The organism is Erwinia sp. PME.40.26/001 (assembly GCF_055556675.1).
In genome coordinates this window covers 322462-341987 of the sequence record NZ_JBVHNP010000003.1, presented here as the reverse complement: position 1 = coordinate 341987, position 19526 = coordinate 322462, and the positions used below count along the sequence as shown (strand labels likewise).

The following is a 19526-nucleotide window of genomic DNA, read 5'->3' as shown; positions in this document are numbered from 1 at the left end:
ATGAGTCACTTACAGGAACGCACCCTGCAGTATTATCGCCAGCAGCAGTATCAGCCGGGCTGGTTTGATCTGCTGAGCGTGATGATCAACGGCATGCTGAATAACGCCGGTGAGCGCGAAAGTCAGGCGTTTTTACGCCAGATGGGCGACAGTCTCGCCAGTCGTTACCCGCTGGGCACGATCGCCACCGTCGCGGATCTGGAAGCGCAGATCAATCAGGTGCTGGCGCGGTTTAACTGGGGATTTGTCGATCTGCAACCGACGGATACCGCGATCGTTATCGATCATCTGGCGCTGCCGCCGGGCGATGGTATTATGCCGGATCGCCAGTGGCGTCTGGCGCTCGGTGCGGTTTTACTGGGCCTGTATGCCCGTTGGCTACGCAGTCAGGGAGGCGGTGAGAACGTCTCCCTGACCTGTGAAGAGACCGGTGAAAGTTCACTGCGTTTCCACTACCAGAGTTGAGGAATACCATGATGGCAATGTTCAGGGCGGGCATCATCCTGCTAGCGCTGGTGCTGGGCCTGTCCCATGCCAGCGCCGCAGAGGGCTGGGGCACGTTTAAAACTCGTTTTCTGACCTCGGAAGGCCGTATCCAGGATACGGGCAACAACAATGTCAGCCATACTGAAGGGCAGGGGTATGCCATGCTGATGGCGGTGTATTATAACGACCGCAGCACCTTTGACCGCCTGTGGCGCTGGACGCAAAAGAACCTCAGTAACCCGACGAATGACCTGTTTTACTGGAAATATATTCCGGGGAATGCCGATCCGGTCAGCGATAAAAACAACGCCTCCGACGGCGATGTGCTGATCGCCTGGGCGCTGCAGAAGGCCGGGGAGAAATGGCAGGATCAGTCCTATTTACAGCATTCAGATCGCATCCAGCGGGCGATTATCGCCCATAATGTGACCGTCTTTGCAGGCCACACGATCATGCTGCCGGGCGCGCAGGGCTTTAATAAGACCAGCTATGTGGTACTGAACCCGTCCTATTTTATCTTCCCGGCGTGGCGTGATTTTGCCCGGCGCAGCCATCTGAAGGTGTGGAATACGCTGATCGACGACGGGGTCGCCCTGTTGTCTGAGATGCGCTTCGGTGACAGTGCTCTGCCGCTGGACTGGGTGGCGATGAACGCCGACGGGTCACTGGCCCCGGCGACCGCCTGGCCACCACGCTTCAGCTACGATGCGATCCGTATTCCGCTTTATCTGTACTGGTACGATCCCGCGTCGTTACAGCTGGTGCCGTTCCAGCGTTTCTGGATGAACTTCCAGCGTCTGCAAACGCCCGCCTGGATTGATGTCATGAGCAACGATAAAGCCCCTTACACTATGGCGGGGGGGCTGCTCGCCGTGCGCGATCTGACGCTTGGGGAAACGGGTTATCTTAATGACTCGCTGAACAGCGATGAGGACTATTTTTCAGCGAGCCTGCGGCTGCTGGCGTGGCTGGCGTTTAAAGACCACTAAACAACGGGTCAACCAGCCGTAACGGTCGAGGTAGTGTTCCGGCTGGCCTGCAATCTGGTGTGACGGGCCGGCCAGAAGAGAAGGCCGGCCCCTGCGTCGTACAGGGGGAAATGCTCCCTACTGCGGATAAGCGACCCAGTCCCCACCGTTCAGCCGAATCCAGGGTTTCCCCTGATACATCATCACCACCGCATTGTCATTCTCAGAAATCACCGGGGTTTGCGGCAGGTCGGCGGTCAGCGTGGCCATATTCACGTTGGCGGCGTTAAAGACCTGACCATCCACCACGCGGGAAATCAGCTCCGACAGGGCCAGCAGGCTGGTCGGCGTACTGACGTCCAGCGGTTTCCCGGCATGAGGGGCCTTCATACCGACAAACTTGATGCCCACGGGAACGTGAGTAATCGACGGGCTGGGGATATCGCGCAGGCCGGACATCTGCATCCGGTCACCTTCCAGCGCGGCACCGTGCTCCGGCACCACCAGCACCATTACCCGGCGGCCGGATTTTTCCAGGTTGGTCAGGAACGCATCCAGCTGGTCGAAGAGCAGTTTGGCGCGCGGCTGCCAGGCGGCGGTTTTGCTGCTGCCCAGCTCGCGCGTGCCGTCGTGCAGCGGGATCAGGTTGTAGAACGTCGCGCTGCGGGTGTCGGTGCTTTTCTGCCGGTCGTCAAGCCAGCGCTGCATCACCTGGGCGTCGTTAAACACCGGTTCGCCGTCGAAAGAAGTCAGTTCGGGCTTAATTCCGGCCTGTGACATCAGCGGGGCCTGCAAATTACCGTCGTCACGCAGCTCCTGCAGATAACCACCAAACACGCCCGGATGGTCGAGCATCAGCTGCTGCTTAAAGCCCAGTTTTGCCAGGTTATCGAACAGATAGCAGCGCTCATCGGTGGGCTTGTAAAGTTCGCTGTGCGAACTCTGACCGCAGCTGGCGCGCAGCAGGCGGATCCCCGCCGGGCCGCTGTAGCCGGTAGCCGAATTATAGTTATCCAGCACCACGTCGAAGTGCTGCCACAGCGGATGTTCGCGCAGTTTGGCAAACTCAATGTCTGACCACGCCAGCGAGCAGATATTGACCACCAGAATATCAAAGGGTGCAGAGTCAGCAGGCAGCGCGTCCGGGAACTGCGTCATACGCTGCTTTTCACTGGTGTAAAAGGCGTTGAGGTGCGCCGTCAGATTAGCGCTGCTCGGCGGCAGCGTCTCCTCCATGCCGCTCACCGTATTTTTCTTCGCTTCTGGCGCGGCGTTTGCCGCCGGCGGCGGCGTGGCTTCTCCGGCGGGCAGCAGGGTAAAGGCCGGGCCGGCCAGGTTCACCACGTTGACCCACACCAGCAGCAGCGAGACCAGGACCGTGACCCGCACCCACTGGGCAATAAACAGGTACAGCACCAGCAGCACGAAGGCACCGCCCACCATCTGCCAGTTAATAAAGCGGGTGGCCAAATCCAGCAGATAGTCGGCGGAAAAGCCCGCCAGCTGACCGCCCTGACTGAGCAGGGTTTGCAGACCGGGTAGCCAGGTGTCGTGCCAGAACAGGGCAATGCCCAGCGGAATCGAGACCGCGTTGCGCAGACGGTGCAGCTTCAGCGACGGGATCGGCATCAGCAGCCAGGCCAGAAACACCAGATTTGTCAGGGCGTGGAAATTCAGATAGCCGAACCACAGCAGCGCAAATTTCAGCAAAAAATAAAAATTCCAGCCGCCCAGCCCGCGCCAGTAGCGCCAGGCGGGTGGGGTGGCAGAGGGTGAGGCATCACGATGGTTAATCACTTTTTCGTATCCGAACCAGAGGGTTTACGCCGCCACGTGCCTTCATATTTCAGGGCGCGTGGGGGGAGAACACGATGCATAGCACCGTGCCATTTTTTGGGCAGCCAGCGGGTATAAAACGGCTTCAGCAGCAGTAAAATCAGCAGCAGCAGAATGACGATCTGCACCCCATCCATCAGTGTCATTGCGGATCCTCTTTATCTGAACGGGTGGTGAGCGTCACCTCCTGCGGCACCAGGCGAATCTCTGGCGAGGCAGGGATCGCTTGCGGCACATCGCGTCCGGCCTCAGGTGCATCACGCCAGGCGCTGGGCACCAGGCCGGTGATTTGACGGATTTCAGAGAGGATCTGCAGATCTTCGAACCACACCAGCCGGTTGGTAAAAATCTCGTCATGCGGCAGATGGAAGATATAGTGCAGCGCGGTATCCAGGTCGTTGTAGCGGCACGACGAAAGGAACAGATACACCCTGTCCTCAATGCGGGTCACCAGGTCACCGTAGCGCCGGGGTTTACACAGCGTCAGCGCCTGCTCCGGGCTGAGTTCGGGCACCGGCCGCAGTGCAATTAGCAGGCCTTTACCGTTTTCCGGCAGCATGGTGTTATCGATCAGTCTTTTGACTGAGCGGCAGAAATGCTCCAGCGGAAGATAGCCTTTTTCCTGCAGCGGCTGCATCGAGCGCAGCAGGATGCCGAGATCGGCAGGCACATGGCGGTTATAAAGCTGTCCCTGCAGGCCTTCAACGGCGGTCAGGAAGCGTGACAGGGTGGCGTTAAACGGCACGATGGTGTTGACGCCACAGGCCAGCAGCAGGCGTTCATCGCTGTAGCGCAGGGCCGTCTGCATCTCACGCACCACAATTTTCAGCCCGCTGCCGCGCGTACGGCGCAGGCCGTGAATATCCCCCGCCAGCGTTGCCACCTGATCGTTATGGCTCAGAGTAAAGATAATGGTCGCGGCGCTGGCCTGCTGCGCCCGACTGGCCAGCTGGCTGTTATCATCAAACAGCGTCCATGCACTGGAAAGCGGGGGGGCACCTTCCAGCACGCTTTTTTCTGCCAGATAAAGGTTTTCATCGTTCAGCGTTAATGGCGTATTGTGATCGAGTTCATTAATTTGAACGAATACATCATTAATTAAAGTGAGACGCAGTGCACGATCTGCCAGCATGCCGCTTTTATTACACCACCAGTTAATCTGATAATTCCAGCTGTCCTGCTGCCATTCAAGATGAGCCAGCCCTTCTAAATGACGATAACGTGTTTGTAAATCATTGCGCAAAAGATTTACGCCAGAACCGGAGGTGATAATCAGCAGGGTTGATTTTCGCGCACTTAACCAATTTTGCATCCCCTTTAACCAGCTATTTAATTCAGCGGAAGATAACTTTTCCCAGGCGCTGAATGCGGTGTAAAATATCAGAAGTCGGGGTTTGCTGACTAACGTCCGGGACAGATCTTCCGCCAGATCCTTCAGTGCTTCCGGCGTTTCAGGCAGGGAAAAGAGCGGGATTTTATTCGGGCCGCCCTGCGGCGCAGGGGTCAGCAGGCTCTGGGGTTTCTCCGCCGTACTGATCAGCGTGAGTGCGCGCTGCGCGGCAATGGTCTGACGAATCAGCAGGCGTGCATCTTCCTGCCGACTGACGGTAACCCAGTAACAGCCCGGCGGTTGCATCAACACTAATTCATTTTGAACCTGTCCGAGACCTAAGGTATATGAAATCGTCATAAGATTCTGTGCACCAGGGGTAATTCAGTGTGGTGATAGCCTGGAAAAAAAAGCGTACCATTTGTTATACTGTAAATATACATTACTACTTAATACGTTCCAGTGAATCATTAATATCGCGTTCATCTTTTATGCGGCGGACAGGCCGGAATCGCGTCTGCCACTGATTTTTATGAAGCGGTGGTGGTTTTTTCCGCACGATGCTTACCCTGAGGTAAACCTGGTGCCTTTTAAAGCGTGACTCCAATGAACCGATATTTAAAACGGCAGACCTCTGCATAATGGCAGGAAAAGATGAATAATAATCAGCGCCCTGCTTACTCCTCCGACCACGAACAACCCGATGATATTAGCGCACTAGGTAAGGCGTTTTCGCTCGGTGCATTTCGTTATATCGATATTGCCCGTCAGGAACGGCTGGCTGAAATCTATACCCGCTGGCCGTTACTGAGCGAACTGGGTGTACGACAGGAAAAGGAGGGCTAATGCCGATCGTCGCTTTGTCGGGATTACGCGGGGGAGTGGGAACCACGTCGGTCACGGCCGCGCTGGCCTGGGCGCTTCATCGGCTGGGTGAGCGGACCATTGCTATTGATTTCTCCCCGCACAATCAGCTGGGTACCCACTTTAATACCCCGGTGATGCAGACCCGTGGCTGGGCGCACAGCCTGCGCCAGCAGCAGCCGTGGCAGCAGAGCGCACTGCGCTATACCGACCAGCTCGACTTTATTCCCTTTGGCCAGATGCCGGAAGATGAACGTCTGGCCTGCATGCGCCAGCCCGAGACATTACTGGCCGGCTGGCCTGCACGGCTGGCCGCCCTGCGCCGTGAATATCGCTGGGTGCTGCTGGATATCCCGGCGGAGATGCCGGCGGTCAGCCAGGCGCTGCTACCGCAGGCCGATCACCGCCTGGTGCTGCTCAATGCGGACGGTAACTGCCACCTGCGTTTGCATCAGACCACGTTCCCGGCGCAGACCCTGTTTTTGCTTAACCAGTTTAACGCCATCAGTAAGGCGCAGCAGGATCTGCACCAGCTGTGGTTAAGCACGCTGAAGGCGATGGTGCCGCTGCTGATCCACCGCGATGAGGCGGTGGCCGAAGCGCTGCTGTGCAAACAACCGCTGGGCGAATACCGGCCCCTCAGTCTGGGCGCAGAGGAGATCGCCACGCTGGCAAGCTGGTGTCTGATCAATCTGAAAGGGAACGCCGCATGAACCCGCTGCGCTGGCTGCTGATCCCGCCTGTCTGGCAGACATTACACCGGCGCTATCGGGACTATCGTCACCAGCGCACTCCGGCGCTGACCGCTGCGCTTCAGTGCCTGCTGGTGATGCTGGGCTGGGCGCTGCTGCGTTTTGAATCCCCGGAATGGCAGTCAGTGCGCGCCCGCCGCCGCGACCTTTATCCGCAGATCTCCCCGGAGCGCCCGCGCCCGGCGGATCTGCTGCGTTATCTGGTACAGAGCCTGTGGCTGCTGCTGTTTATACCGCTTGACGCGTCACGGCGCAGCGAACGTCAGCGCCTCAATGCCTTCCGTCCGCTGGCGCGCTGGCGTAAGCGCTTTTATCGCGGCCTGGAGCATTTGCCGCAGCGGGCGCAGCGTAGCAGGCTGGAAAGCCGGGGTGAGCGCTGGTTAACCCAGCTCCATCCGCTGCTGCGTAAGCTGCTGTTCAGCATGGCGGTACTGGTGGCCACGGGGCTGGCCCTGCTGTGTATTTCACAGCCGTTCGACATCTGGACGCAGTTTATTTTCGTGATGGTGCTGTGGAGCGTGGCGATGGTGGTGCGACGTATTCCGGGCAGGCTGTCGACCATGATGATGATCGTGCTGTCGCTGACCATCTCCTGCCGCTATCTGTGGTGGCGTTACACGTCGACCCTCAACTGGGATGACCCGCTCAGTCTGACCTTTGGTCTGCTGCTGGTCGCGGCGGAAACCTACGCCTGGGTGGTGCTACTGCTGGGCTACTTCCAGAGCCTGTGGCCGCTGAACCGTCAGCCGGTGTCCATGCCGGAAGACGTCAGCCGCTGGCCGACCGTTGACCTGCTGGTGCCGACCTACAACGAGCCGTTAAGCGTGGTAAAACCGTCCATCTATGCGGCGCTGGGCCTCGACTGGCCGAAGGACAAGCTGACGATCTACCTGCTGGATGACGGGCAGCGCCCTGAGTTTCGTGAGTTCGCTGAAAGCGTGGGTATCCGTTACGTTGCGCGTGAAGTTCGCGATCACGCCAAAGCCGGTAATATTAACCATGCCCTGCGCACCGTCTGCTGCAGCGAATACGTGGCGATTTTTGACTGTGACCACGTGCCGACGCGCTCATTCCTGCAGATGACGCTTGGCTGGTTTATAAAAGATCCCCAGCTGGCCATGTTGCAGACGCCGCACCATTTCTTCTCGCCGGATCCCTTCGAGCGCAATCTTGGGCGTTTCCGCCGTACCCCTAATGAAGGCACCCTGTTCTACGGACTGGTTCAGGACGGCAACGACGTCTGGGATGCCACCTTCTTCTGCGGCTCCTGCGCGGTGTTACGGCGCACCGCACTGGATGAGATTGGTGGTATCGCGGTAGAAACGGTCACGGAAGATGCCCACACTTCCCTGCGCCTGCACCGCAAAGGTTACACATCGGCCTACATTCGCATTCCTCAGGCCGCCGGGCTGGCGACGGAGAGCCTGTCGGCGCATATCGGCCAGCGCATCCGCTGGGCGCGGGGCATGGTGCAGATCTTCCGCCTGGACAACCCGCTGTTCGGTAAAGGGCTGAAGCTGGTGCAGCGCCTGTGCTACGCCAATGCCATGCTGCATTTCCTGGCGGGGATCCCCCGGCTGATTTTCCTGCTGGCCCCGCTGGCTTTCCTGCTGTTCCACTCGTTTATTATTTATGCCCCGGCACTGGCGATCGCGATCTATGTCCTGCCGCATATGCTGCATACCAGCCTGACCAACTCGCGAATTCAGGGACGCTGGCGTCACTCGTTCTGGAGTGAGGTCTATGAAACCGTGCTGGCCTGGTATATCGCCCGGCCGACCACTGTGGCGCTGCTCAACCCGCATAAGGGGAAATTCAACGTTACTGCCAAAGGGGGGCTGGTTGAAGAGCAGCACCTCGACTGGGTGATCACCCGCCCCTATATGTGCCTGGTGTTGATCAATGTTGCCGGGGTGATCGCGGGTATCTGGCGTATTTACACCGGCCCGACCAGCGAGGTACTGACGGTACTGGTCAGCCTGGTCTGGGTATTATACAACCTGATTATCCTCGGGGGCGCGGTGGCGGTCTCGGTGGAAGCGCGTCAGATCCGCGAGGCCCATCGCGTGGAGATGGCGATGCCTGCCGCGATTGCCCGCGCCGACGGCCACCTGCTGCCCTGTACCCTGCGCGACTATTCCGACGGCGGGGTCGGGGTGGAACTGCGTGAGGCGGACGCCCTGAACAGCGATGAGGCGGTATTTTTACTGCTCAAGCGCGGTCAGCAGGAGTTCAGCTTCCCCTGCGTGGTGCAGCGAACCTTTGGCCGCCGGGCGGGGATCCGCCTGAATAATCTCACCACACAGCAGCACGTCGAATTTATTCAGTGCACCTTTGCCCGGGCCGATACCTGGGCGCTGTGGCAGGACAGCTTCCCGGAAGATAAACCGGTACAGAGCCTGGCCGATATCGTGGTACTGGGTTTTAAAGGCTATCTGCGGCTGGCGGAGTACGGGCCCCCGCGCCTGCGCCAGCTGTTTATTGGATTAACCTCGCTGGTGGCGTGGGTGACCTCCTTCCTTCCTCATAGTGTGGGGCGCGTGCGCCGCCCCGTGACGCAACAGTGAAGATAAGACGATGATGATAAAAAAGAGCTGGTTTACCGCGCTGTTGATCGGGGTGATGCCTCTGGGCCAGGCGGAAGACATCCCGGCCCCCCCGGTGTCAGAGACTGCCCCGCCGCTGCCGGCCGCCCCGGTGCGCCAGTCGGTGCTGAATTTTGAGAAAATAGCGCCGCCGCCCGGGGCATTTTCGTTGCGGGGCACGCGGCCTGACGGGCAGATCGAATTCGGCGTACGCAGCGATGAGGTAGCCACTCAGGCGCTGCTGACGCTAAACTTCCGCCCGTCGCCTGCGCTGCTTCCCACCCTGTCGCATCTGAAAATCTACCTGAATGATGAGATGGTCGGGCTGGTCACGCTGACGGCAGAGCAGCTGGGGAAAGAGAACCAGGTGCAGGTGCCGATTGACCCGCGCTTTATCTCCGACTTTAACCGCATCCGTTTTGAACTGGTGGGCCATTACACCAACGTCTGTGAAAACCCCGCCTACAGTTCGATCTGGCTGGATATTGGTAAAGAGAGTCGTCTGGATCTGACGCTGCAAAAGCTCCCCCTGACCAATGACCTGTCGCACTTCCCGGAGCCGTTCTTTGACAGCCGCGATAACCGTCCGATGTCGCTGCCGGTGGTGTTTGCCGGCACGCCGGATCTGACGGCGCAGCGTGCTGCGGGGATCCTCGCCTCCTGGTTTGGTACCAAAGCGCAGTGGCGCGGACAGCATTTCCCGGTGCTGTACAATCAGCTGCCGCAGGATCAGCATGCGGTGGTCTTTGCCACCAACGACAGGCGGCCGGATTTCCTGAAAACCTGGCCTGCGGTAAACAAGCCGACGGTGACCATCATCAGCCAGCCTGATAACCCTTATCAGAAGATGCTGGTGGTGATGGGGCGTGATGATAACGATCTGGTCATGGCAGCACAGGGCATTGCACAGGGCGAGCTGCTGCTGCGCGGCCAGTCCTCAATTATTGAGTCGCTGAAACCGCTGGCCGACCGCCAGCCGTACGATGCCCCGAACTGGGTGCGGACGGATCGCGCCACCACCTTCGCCGAGCTGCAGCAGTATCAGGGCCAGCTGCAGTCTGACGGGATGCAGCCGTCGCCGATCAATTTCACGCTTAATCTGCCGCCGGATCTGTTCCTGATCCGCGCACGCGGCATTGATATGAATCTGCAGTATCGCTACACCTCCCCGATCCTGAATGACAGTTCGCGGCTGGCGGTTCACCTGAATAACCAGTTTGTGCAGGACTATCCGCTGGTGGTGAAAAAAGACCGCAGTAAACAGCTGCTGCGTATTCCCCTCATCCAGGGGCTGCAGGATGACTCGACCAGTCTGACCATCCCGGCCCTGCGCCTCGACGTGGTGAATCAGCTGCGCTTCAGCTTTGACTACGGGCTGACCTTTATCGGCGGGACCGCCGACGGCCGCTGTGAAACCGTGGTGCCCGTGGACAACCATGTGGTGATAGATGGCAGCTCCACCGTCGATTTCTCCGGCTATCGTCACTTTATTGAAATGCCGTCCCTGCGGGCCTTTGCTTCCGCCGGCTTCCCGTTCAGCCGTCAGGCCGACCTGGCCAGCACCCTGGTGCTGGTGAACGCCAGGCCGCAGCCGGAGCAGGTCTCTGCCATGCTGGATGCGCTGGGCACCCTGGGGGCGCAAAGCGGCTATCCGGCGCTGAAGGTGCGCCTCACCGATGACTGGTCACAGGCCAAAAATCAGGATGCTGACCTGCTGATGATCGGCAGCCTGCCCGCGGGTCTAAAAGACGACAGCAGTATCAACCTGCTGGTGGATGCCGCGAAAAGCTGGATTAACAAGCCTGTGCGCCAGCCTGCGCTGAACACGGCAGAGAGCCCGGTGGCCGATCGCCAGCCGGAAAGCCAGACCACCATCGTGTCTGCCGGACCGATGGCGGCGGTGGTGGGCTTTCAGTCGCCGTTCTTTGAGCAGCGCAGCGTAGTCGCGCTGCTGGCCGACAGTCCGCGTGCCTGGACGCTGCTGACCAACGCCATGAACGACAGCGGCAAGCGGGCGGCCATGTTTGGCTCGGTGTCGGTGATCCGTGAGTCCGGCGTGAACAGCCTGCGCGTGGGAGAGACCTATTACGTTGGGCATCTGCCGTGGTGGGAGCGTCTGTGGAACAGCCTTGCCACCCATCCGGTCTGGCTGGCGGCGCTGGCTGGGGTCGTAGTGATCCTGTTTGCGGTGCTGATATGGCGGGTAATGCGCGCCGTCAGCCGTCGTCGCCTGCACGATGAGGATGATGAAGAGTGATGCGCCGACTGCCCGGGCTGCTGCTGCCCGTTATGCTGCTGCCGTTCAGCCCGGGCAGCCAGGCAGAGGACGTTGCGCCGGTGGCGTGGCTGCTGCAGCAGGTACGCACCGGCGAGGCGACCAATAAGTACGAACTGGTCACCCAGTCGCTCTACCGGCTGGATAAGATCGCCCCGGAAAACCCGGACGTGCTGGCGGCAAAGCTGCGACTGGCGCTGCATCAGGGCGACCAGGCACAGGCCGCGCAGCTGATGGCCAGGTTGAAAAAGAACGCTCCCGACGCGGAGGCGACGCGACAGGCGGCGGCCAGTATGCTGCTGATCACCCCGGAAGGACGGCAGCAGCTGCAGCAGGCCCGCCTGCTCGCCGCTTCAGGGCGGCTGGATGAGGCGCTGAAAGCCTGGGATGCGCTGTTCAACGGCGTATTTCCATCAAACGATATCGCGCTGGAGTACTGGCGGCTGGTGGCCAGACTCCCCGGCCAGCAGAGGCATGCACTGGCGCAGATGCAGGCCCTGGATCGCCAGGCGCCGGGCAATGTCAGCCTGCGCATGGCGATTGCCCAGATGCAGTTGAGTAACGATAACGTGCCGGCCGCCGTTAAGCAGCTGCAGTCCGTCGCGGAGAATCCGGCGGGCCGGACGCAGGCGGCAGAGCTGTGGCTGAGTCACATTCAGTCCCGCCCGGTCAGTGAGCAGAGCGTGGCGGAGTTAAAAAACTATCTGAAGACATTTACCCGCGATAAGCCGCATGAGGACGGTCAGGCCGAGCTGGCACGGCAGGAGAAGATGATGGCCGACCCGGCTTTCCGGCAGCGGCTGCGCGGGCTGGCCCTGATCGACAGCGGGGCCGGTGCCACGGCGATCCCCGCCCTGACGGCCGCCCTGCGCGGCGCGCCTGACGATCCGGCGCTGCTGGGGGCGCTGGGTCAGGCCTACTCGCGGGCCGGCAACCGTGCCTCCGCCGATCTCTGGTTACGCCGGGCGGTGCAGGCGGATGCCGGGGGAGCCGATATCGATAAGTGGCGGAGCCTGCTGCGCTCGAACCAGTACTGGCTGATGATTGAGCAGGGCGATAAGGCGCTGGAGACGGGGGATATCGCCACGGCGGAGCGTCTGTATCAGCGTGCCCGTCCCCTCGATCCGAAGGACGGCTATGCCCGTATTGGCCTGGGCGACGTGGCGCTGGCGCGGAAAGATAACGGCCAGGCAGAACAGCTTTTCCGCGACGCCCTGCGTGCAGATCCCGGCAATACCACAGCGGTGCGCCGCCTGGCGGGCGTTTATCAGCAGCAGTCCCCGCAGCGGGCGCTGGACTTTCTGAATACGCTGCCCGCCGCACAGCAGCGGGCGCTGGGCGACACGCTCAACCGTCTGCGCAGCAATGCCCTGAGCGATGAGGGCGACAGGCTGGGGCAGCAGGGCAGATGGGCGCAGGCGGTGGAGAAATACCGCCTGGCGCAGCCGGGTGCGCCGGATGACGTCTGGCTGAACTATCGCTACGCCGGGGCGCTGCGTGAAAATGGCCAGACCGCTGCCGGAGAGGCGCTGATGGTGGCGATGGCCCGCCAGCAGCCGCAGGATCCGGCGCAGGTTTACGCTTACGGTCTGTGGCTGTCCGGCAGCGATCGCGACGACGACGCGCTGAAGCAGTTGAACACGCTGCCGCAGGCGCAGTGGACGCCGGATATTCAGGCCCTGTCAGACCGTCTGCAAAGCCAGCGTCTGCTTGACAACATCGACACACAGATTGCACAGCATCAGCCTGCCGCCGCCCGTCGCCTGTTGCAGGCGCTGCCGCCTGCGGTGATCGCGTCCAGCGTCAGTAACGGACGCCGGGTGGCGAATGCGTGGCTCAGTGTGGGGGAAACCGACCGCGCAGCGGCGCTGTACGCCGGGTTAAAACCTGCGGCCGAAAAAGAGATGCCGTCGGAACTGAGCGCACTGGTATTCCGCGATGCGGCAAGGCTGGAAGCCGTGCAGGGCCAGCCCGATACGGCGCTGGCTGACTACCGCCAGGCGATGGTCGCCAGCGGTATTGCCGCGCAGCGGCCTGCCAGCAATGAGGATTTTACCCGGCTGACGCGGACTGACGCGCGCGACGACTGGCTGAAGCGCAGTATCCGCAGCGACAGCGCTGACCTCTATCGCCAGCAGGACACGGTGTTGACGCTGGAGGAAGACTATTCACGGAATAAGGGCACCGGGGGGATCTCCGACTTCACGGCGCATACCACCATGTTGCAGGCGGAAACGCCGTGGCACGACGGCCGCAGCTGGCTGCGGCTGGACAACGTCGACGTTTCGGCGGGCACGTTTTCCCGCAGCGGTAGCGGCAATATCACCGAGAATTTCGGTACCTGTGCCAATGATGACGCCCGGTGTGACCGGGATTTCAGGCAGCATCAGAATGGCACCAGCGTGGGTGCCGGCTGGCGCAGTGACCGCTGGTCGGCCGATATCGGTACCACGCCTCTTGGTTTCGAGGTGACCAACTGGGTGGGCGGCCTGACCTGGAACACTGACGTAGGCGATGTCGGCGTGTCGCTGACTGCTTCGCGGCGTCCTGTTTCCAGTTCGCTGCTGGCTTTTGCCGGCGCGCGCGATCCCAATCAGGCCAGCGGTAAAACCTGGGGTGGGGTGGTCGCCACCGGCGGGGCGATTGGCCTGAGTTACGACCGGGGGGAGGCACACGGGATCTGGGCCGATATCAGCGCCCACCAGATCAGCGGAACCCACGTGGCGGATAACTCACGTGAGCGGCTGATGAGTGGTTACTACTATAAGCTGATCAACGAAAATAACCGCCGTGCGACCATTGGCCTGAACGGGATGCTGTGGCACTACGCGAAAGATCTCAGCGATTACTCCCTTGGCCAGGGCGGTTACTACAGTCCGCAGAGCTATGCCTCACTGTCGGTGCCGGTCACCTGGCGTCAGCGTACTGAAAACTGGTCCTATGAACTGGGGGGATCGGTGTCCCTTTCCCATTCGAAAACCGACGCGCAGTCGCGTTATCCGTTGAGCTTCGGCGCACTGACCCGTGATAATCCGCCGGGTAGCAATGGCGGCGGCAGTGGCGTGGGCTACACGCTGCAGGCGCTGGTGGAGCGGCGGTTATCCTCACACTGGACGCTGGGGCTGGGCGTGGACATTCAGCAGGCAAAGGATTACACCCCCAGCCACGGGCTGATGTACCTGCGCTATTCCGCAGCGGGCTGGCAGGGCGATCTGGATATGCCGCCGCAGCCGCTGACACCGTATGCAGACTTTAAGTAGGCCAAATCCGGATAAAAACACCAGGAAAACGCCTAAACGAACGATTGCGGTGCGTGATAGCTTAAAAAGCGTTGCCCATAGGATATACTCAGGGCTGTTTTTTTTGCCCTATATGCGCTGAACAGTAAATTCTGCGCTTCGGAGAGCAGGCTTGCGCGTCAGTCGTTCGTTAACGATTAAGCAAATGGCGACGATTTCCAGCGTTGCTGTGGTCACCATTTGCATTTTTATCGTCATACAGCTTTTTCATTTTGTGCAGCAGCGCAGGATTGACTACGCCCAGCAGATGGAGAACGTGGCGCATACCGTGCGTCAGCCCCTTTCCCAGGCGGTACTGAAAGCCGATATTCCTCAGGCCGAATTTATACTGAATTCGCTGCGCCCGGCAGGTATTCTCGCCCGCGCGGAAGTGGTGCTTCCTAACGGCTTACAGGCGCTGCATACGGATTTTGAACCAGAAAAACCCATCCCGCGTTTTATCATGGATCTGTTTGAGCTGCCGGTGCAGATCACCGTTCCGCTCTATTCGGTGCAGCCCGCCAACCCTAAGCCGCTGGCTTTTCTGGTATTGCAGGCTGATTCCTGGCGTGTTTATCAGTTTATCCTCAGTGCCGTTTCTACCATGGTCACCGCCTATCTGCTGCTGGCGCTGATCCTCTCGGTGTCGATCAGCTGGTGTATTAACCGGCTGATGGTGCGTCCGATGCGTAATATTGCCCGCGAACTGCAGGATCTCACGCCGCAGCAAGCGCTGACTCACCAGCTGGCGCTGCCGCGCTATCACCGCAATGATGAAATTGGTCTGCTGATCCGTAACTACAACCGTAATCAGCAGATGCTGGCCTCCGTGCATGATGAGATGAGCCACCTGAGCACCCGCTTTGTGGTCACCGACCTGCCCAATAAGACCCTGTTCCTGGCACTGCTGGAGCAGCATCTGCTCGCTGTGAACACCCCCGGCGCGTTTACCGTGATGGTGGTGCGCATTGAAACGCTACAGGATACTAACGGCCTGGTGACTGACGACCAACGTGATGCGCTGCTGCTCACGCTGGTGGACAAGATCCGTGGCTGTATTGATGAGCGCACAGTGCTGGCGCAGCTGTCGATCAGTGACTTTGCGCTGCTGGTGGAGCGGGCCAACAACCCGTTCCGCGGGCTGCGGCTGGCGCGTAACCTGATGCTGCGTCTGAACCAGCCGGTAACGTTACAGCATATGCAACTGCGGCCCAGCGTCAGCATTGGTATGGTGCAGCATGAAGGGGATAAGCTGAATGCCCACGACCTGTTGGGCCGGGCCACCTCGGCGATGATGTCAGCCCGCCATGAAGGGAAGAACCAGGTTCGTTTCTTCGACCCGGCACTGACCGAACGCGCGCAGAAACGGCTGACGCAGGAGCATGACATTCTGCAGGGCATCAGGGAGCAGCAGTTTGCGCTGTGGCTGCAGCCGCAAATCGATATGAACAACGGCGCGCTGGTGGGGGCTGAAGCGCTGCTGCGCCAGCGTCAACCGGATGGCAGCTGGAGCCTGCCGGAAGATCTGATTGCCAGCGCGGAAGAGATTGGCGTGATCACTGCCCTCGGGCGCTGGGTATTTGAAGAGGCCTGCCGCATTCTGGCAGCGTGGCAGCAGCAGGGCATTATGCTAACGATGAGTGTCAACCTGTCGGCCATTCAGCTGCGTGAGCCTTCCATGGTCACGCACCTGCAGGAGCTGATTGAACGTCACCGCATCTGTCCCGGCAGCCTGATGCTGGAGATCACCGAAACCGCCGACGTGGGGAAACCCGAGCAGGCGCTGCAGCTGTTGCAGGCCCTGCAAAAAACCGGGGTCGCCGTGGCGCTGGACGACTTCGGCATGGGGTACGCCAATCTGAACTGGCTGAATCAGTTTAAATCCCTGCCTATCGCCAAGCTGAAGATGGATCGCAGCTTTGTTGCGGTACTGCCGCAGGATGACACCATGGTGCGGATTGTCTCCTCTATTGCCGAAATTATGCAGCTGGACGTGATTGCCGAAGGAGTGGAAACCGCTGAGCAGCGCGACTGGCTGCTGGCTCGCGGCATTCACATTGGTCAGGGATATCTCTACTCTGAAGCGCTTTCGCTGCCGGAGTTTATGCAGCGGTATCTGCACTGATCTGGCCTGCCGGATATCGGCAGGCCGGGGGATCAGCTTTCCGGCTGATGCTCCGCTATCTTCGTCCCTTCCGGGTAGACTTCTGCGATACGTAACTTATAGACCATAGTGGCATCAGGTGGGACCGTGTGGCCTTTAAGCCAGACTTTACTCTTCTTCAGACCGAAAAAACGCCTCTCAAGGTCAGGAAAACATAAACTAAATACCTTCACTGCTTAAACTTTAAACGCCGTCTGTACAAAGGCCGGTGTAAAGTCCCTGTCCTCATCTTGACGTTATATCAAAGCAACGCATTGAATTTAATGATTAATAAATTTTATATTTCGTTTTGAATCATTACGCAATATTTATCACTGCCATCCAATGCTGTGCAAGCGATTTTATTCTGATGGGATTATTTTTTTCAGACAAAGATAAATGAAGTATTCGAATGCCAGGCATTATTACATTTCCTCTTTATCATTTTTAAAATGATTGTAATAATAAAATGAACATAAGAGATTAAACCAAGTGCAAATCAAAAAGATCTCATTGAATACTATTTACAGACACTTATCCCGTTTTGGTTAGGGGCTGAATTTTCCTTTCCGGTTATCAAATGCCCATTCTTTGATGAAAAGAGAATAAGTGTCTTTAATAATTAAAGTGACGCCTTAAAATTAATTGGCTTGCTGTGGGTTAGCTATGCTTTTTTAAAGTGAAAAAATTATATGTGAACATGATTCACAGGCGGTAGCCTGCCTTAAAGAGTAAGGAATAGAAACAGTGTTTATTAATGTCATCATCGTCGTGATAAGCTGCTTCTGTTTTTTAATATTGCTGCGGATGTTAAGTATCAAGTTAGCGTTAGTTGACAACCCCGACCATCGGAAAACGCACAGGCACCCTGTTCCTCTGGTCGGTGGGATCGCCATCTATTGCTCTATTCTTGTCATGCATCTCATTTCTGCTGAACGCATCCCACATTTTAATGCGTATTTAGTCAGCGGTGGTCTTTTGCTCGTCGTCGGTGTACTGGACGATCGTTTTCAGTTACCCGTGTTACCAAGACTCGTTGTCCAGGGGATCGCCGCAGTCCTCATTATGTACGATGGCATATATCTTCATTCTCTGGGTTTTTTATGGTTTAACGAGGAACTGACGCTGGGTTCCCTCGGGTATCTCTTTACCCTCTTCGCCGTCGGCGCTGCCATCAATATATTTAATATGATGGATGGCATAGACGGACTTCTCGCCGGGATGTGTACGGTCTCTTTCGCCGGGCTGGCGGTGTGTTTCTCACTGGCGGGTCAGCAAAGTATGATGGTTTATTGCCTCCTCCTGATTGCAGCAATAATCCCGTTTATGCTGTGCAATCTTGGCATCGCTTTTGGGGGGCGTCAGAAAGTATTTATGGGTGATGCTGGCAGCACATTGCTGGGTTTCACTGTCATTTGGCTGGTTATCATCTGCAGTCAGGGGCAGCAGATTGCTCTTGCGCCGGCTAACGCACTGTGGCTGATCGCTTTACCTTTGATGGATATGGTGTGCGTCACATCAGGCCGTATAAAAAATAATAAAAGTGCTTTTCATCCTGACAGAACTCATTTTCATCATTTGCTTATGAATTATGGCTTATCTGATCATAAAACATTATCGCTCATGGTTGCTCTTGGCATCATTTATTGTGTAGCAGGGGTCAGTTTGCAGATAAATCACGTAAATCAGCGACTCTCTCTCTGTATGTTTTTATGCCTTTTTGTTCTGCATTATTTTATTCGAAAAAAACTGATTTATACTGCAGTTAAAAAAGACAGGGCGGAATAAACCGCTTTAGCGATAAATATTTCCTGTTGTATTCATAAATCATATTCCACGCCTTGTTGAACTGAAAAAACCATGATGTTACGCAAAAAAATACTGTTCTTTTCTATTTTTCCTCTGGTGCTAATGCTTTCTGCCTGTCATGTTTTTCCGGGAAGTCATTTGTCCGTGGAGGGTAAGAATATTATCCCGTCCTCCCTCTCAGATTCAGCTATTAATAAATTGGTGGATGTCTACACGATTACACCTGACCTGATCGAAACGTTACGTATTAACCCTACGGTATCACGGTCTAATCTGGCCCTGGAACGTGCACTCAGCCACTATCAGTATCTGATTGGCATTGGTGATGTCCTTAATATTACCGTCTGGGATCATCCCGAACTCACCACGCCGGCCGGGCAATACCGTAGTGCAGGAGACAGCGGCAATCGCGTTCATGCGGATGGCACCATATTTTATCCCTATGTTGGACGTGTCAGCGTGTTAAATAAAACGGTGACCCAGGTCAGGGAATTTATTACCCAAAAACTGAGCAAGTACGTTGCAACGCCACAGGTTGATATCAGCGTCGCAGCTTTTCGTTCCCAGAAAGTCTATATCACGGGGGAGGTCACACACAGCGGCGAGCAGCCGATTACGGATGTGCCGCTGACCATCATTGGTGCGCTCAATCAGGCGGGAGGGATTAGCGAAAATGCTGACTGGAATAACGCGGTGCTAACCCGGAAAGGGAAAGAACGGCGCATCTCAATTGCCGGACTGCTGCAGAACGGCGACCTGACGCAAAACCTGCTGCTTGAACCTGGTGACATTCTTTATATCCCGCGCAATGACACTTTAAAGGTGTTCGTTATGGGAGAGGTAAGAAAGCAGACCACGCTGAAGATGGACCGCACGGGCATGACGCTGACCGAAGCCCTGGGCAATGCAGAGGGTATCGATCAGATGACCAGCGATGCCAGCGGTATTTTTGTTATTCGCTCTCAGCGCCGGGCCGGTGATAACAGTGGCAAGCTGGCAAGCGTTTACCAGCTCAACGCGCGGGATGCCACGGCGCTCATTTTAGGGACAGAGTTTATGTTGCAGCCCTACGATATCGTTTATGTCACCACTGCACCCGTTGCCACCTGGAACCGCGTGATCAGCCAGCTGGTCCCGACGATCTCAAGCGTACACAGCATGACGGAAATGACGCGCTGGTCTCAACATTGGCACAACTAA

At 57.8% G+C, this 19526-nt stretch carries 13 protein-coding genes; 10 read left to right on the top strand and 3 right to left on the bottom strand.

From position 1 onward, the window contains the following. Both bcsD and ACZ3HG_RS12015 read left to right on the top strand, forming a co-directional pair. Window positions 1-465 (top strand): cellulose biosynthesis protein BcsD, encoded by a 465-nt coding sequence (bcsD, locus tag ACZ3HG_RS12020; RefSeq protein WP_191936770.1) that lies wholly within the window; start codon window positions 1-3, stop codon window positions 463-465. An 11-nt stretch (window positions 466-476) separates the two neighbouring features. After that, a complete protein-coding gene (locus tag ACZ3HG_RS12015) occupies window positions 477-1475 on the top strand; it encodes a glycosyl hydrolase family 8 (RefSeq protein ID WP_191936790.1) in 999 nt (332 codons plus the stop codon). A 117-nt stretch (window positions 1476-1592) separates the two neighbouring features. Here the strand turns inward: ACZ3HG_RS12015 and bcsG are convergent, their stop codons facing one another. Genes bcsG through bcsE form a run of 3 tightly spaced genes read right to left on the bottom strand, consistent with a single transcriptional unit; the run spans window position 1593 to window position 4980 of the window. After that, window positions 1593-3248 carry a cellulose biosynthesis protein BcsG gene (gene bcsG / locus ACZ3HG_RS12010; protein ID WP_465332984.1) on the bottom strand — a complete coding sequence of 552 codons (1656 nt, stop codon included), beginning with the start codon at window positions 3246-3248 and terminating at the stop codon, window positions 1593-1595. Further along, window positions 3248-3436 carry a cellulose biosynthesis protein BcsF gene (gene bcsF / locus ACZ3HG_RS12005; protein WP_191934412.1) on the bottom strand — a complete coding sequence of 63 codons (189 nt, stop codon included), beginning with the start codon at window positions 3434-3436 and terminating at the stop codon, window positions 3248-3250. The genes bcsG and bcsF overlap by 1 nt, the downstream gene beginning before the upstream one ends. Continuing rightward, window positions 3433-4980, bottom strand: a complete 1548-nt coding sequence (gene bcsE, locus ACZ3HG_RS12000) for a cellulose biosynthesis protein BcsE (RefSeq protein WP_191936769.1) — start codon at window positions 4978-4980, stop codon at window positions 3433-3435. Before bcsE ends, bcsF begins: the two co-directional genes overlap by 4 nt. 294 nt (window positions 4981-5274) lie before the next feature. Between bcsE and bcsR the strand changes: the two genes are divergently transcribed. From bcsR to ACZ3HG_RS11960, 8 genes are all read left to right on the top strand, one after another. Then, a complete protein-coding gene (bcsR, locus tag ACZ3HG_RS11995; RefSeq protein ID WP_465332917.1) occupies window positions 5275-5466 on the top strand; it encodes a cellulose biosynthesis protein BcsR in 192 nt (63 codons plus the stop codon). After that, window positions 5466-6197, top strand: coding sequence for a cellulose biosynthesis protein BcsQ (gene bcsQ / locus ACZ3HG_RS11990; RefSeq protein WP_191934415.1), 732 nt, complete (start codon window positions 5466-5468; stop codon window positions 6195-6197). The genes bcsR and bcsQ overlap by 1 nt, the downstream gene beginning before the upstream one ends. After that, complete coding sequence (gene bcsA / locus ACZ3HG_RS11985) at window positions 6194-8803, top strand: UDP-forming cellulose synthase catalytic subunit (protein ID WP_465332983.1); 2610 nt, start codon at window positions 6194-6196, stop codon at window positions 8801-8803. The genes bcsQ and bcsA overlap by 4 nt, the downstream gene beginning before the upstream one ends. Window positions 8804-8813: 10 nt before the next feature. Further along, window positions 8814-11078: a cellulose biosynthesis cyclic di-GMP-binding regulatory protein BcsB gene (gene bcsB / locus ACZ3HG_RS11980; protein WP_191934416.1), complete on the top strand. Its 2265-nt coding sequence runs from the start codon at window positions 8814-8816 to the stop codon at window positions 11076-11078. Continuing rightward, the gene (locus ACZ3HG_RS11975) at window positions 11078-14356 is read left to right on the top strand and encodes a cellulose biosynthesis protein BcsC (RefSeq protein WP_191934417.1); all 3279 of its coding nucleotides are present in this window, start codon (window positions 11078-11080) and stop codon (window positions 14354-14356) included. The genes bcsB and ACZ3HG_RS11975 overlap by 1 nt, the downstream gene beginning before the upstream one ends. A gap of 151 nt (window positions 14357-14507) precedes the next feature. Next, window positions 14508-16499 (top strand): biofilm formation regulator HmsP, encoded by a 1992-nt coding sequence (gene hmsP, locus ACZ3HG_RS11970; RefSeq protein WP_465332916.1) that lies wholly within the window; start codon window positions 14508-14510, stop codon window positions 16497-16499. A gap of 765 nt (window positions 16500-17264) precedes the next feature. Further along, the gene (gene wecA, locus ACZ3HG_RS11965; RefSeq protein WP_465332915.1) at window positions 17265-18305 is read left to right on the top strand and encodes a UDP-N-acetylglucosamine--undecaprenyl-phosphate N-acetylglucosaminephosphotransferase; all 1041 of its coding nucleotides are present in this window, start codon (window positions 17265-17267) and stop codon (window positions 18303-18305) included. A 75-nt stretch (window positions 18306-18380) separates the two neighbouring features. Continuing rightward, window positions 18381-19526: a polysaccharide export protein gene (locus tag ACZ3HG_RS11960; RefSeq protein ID WP_465332982.1), complete on the top strand. Its 1146-nt coding sequence runs from the start codon at window positions 18381-18383 to the stop codon at window positions 19524-19526.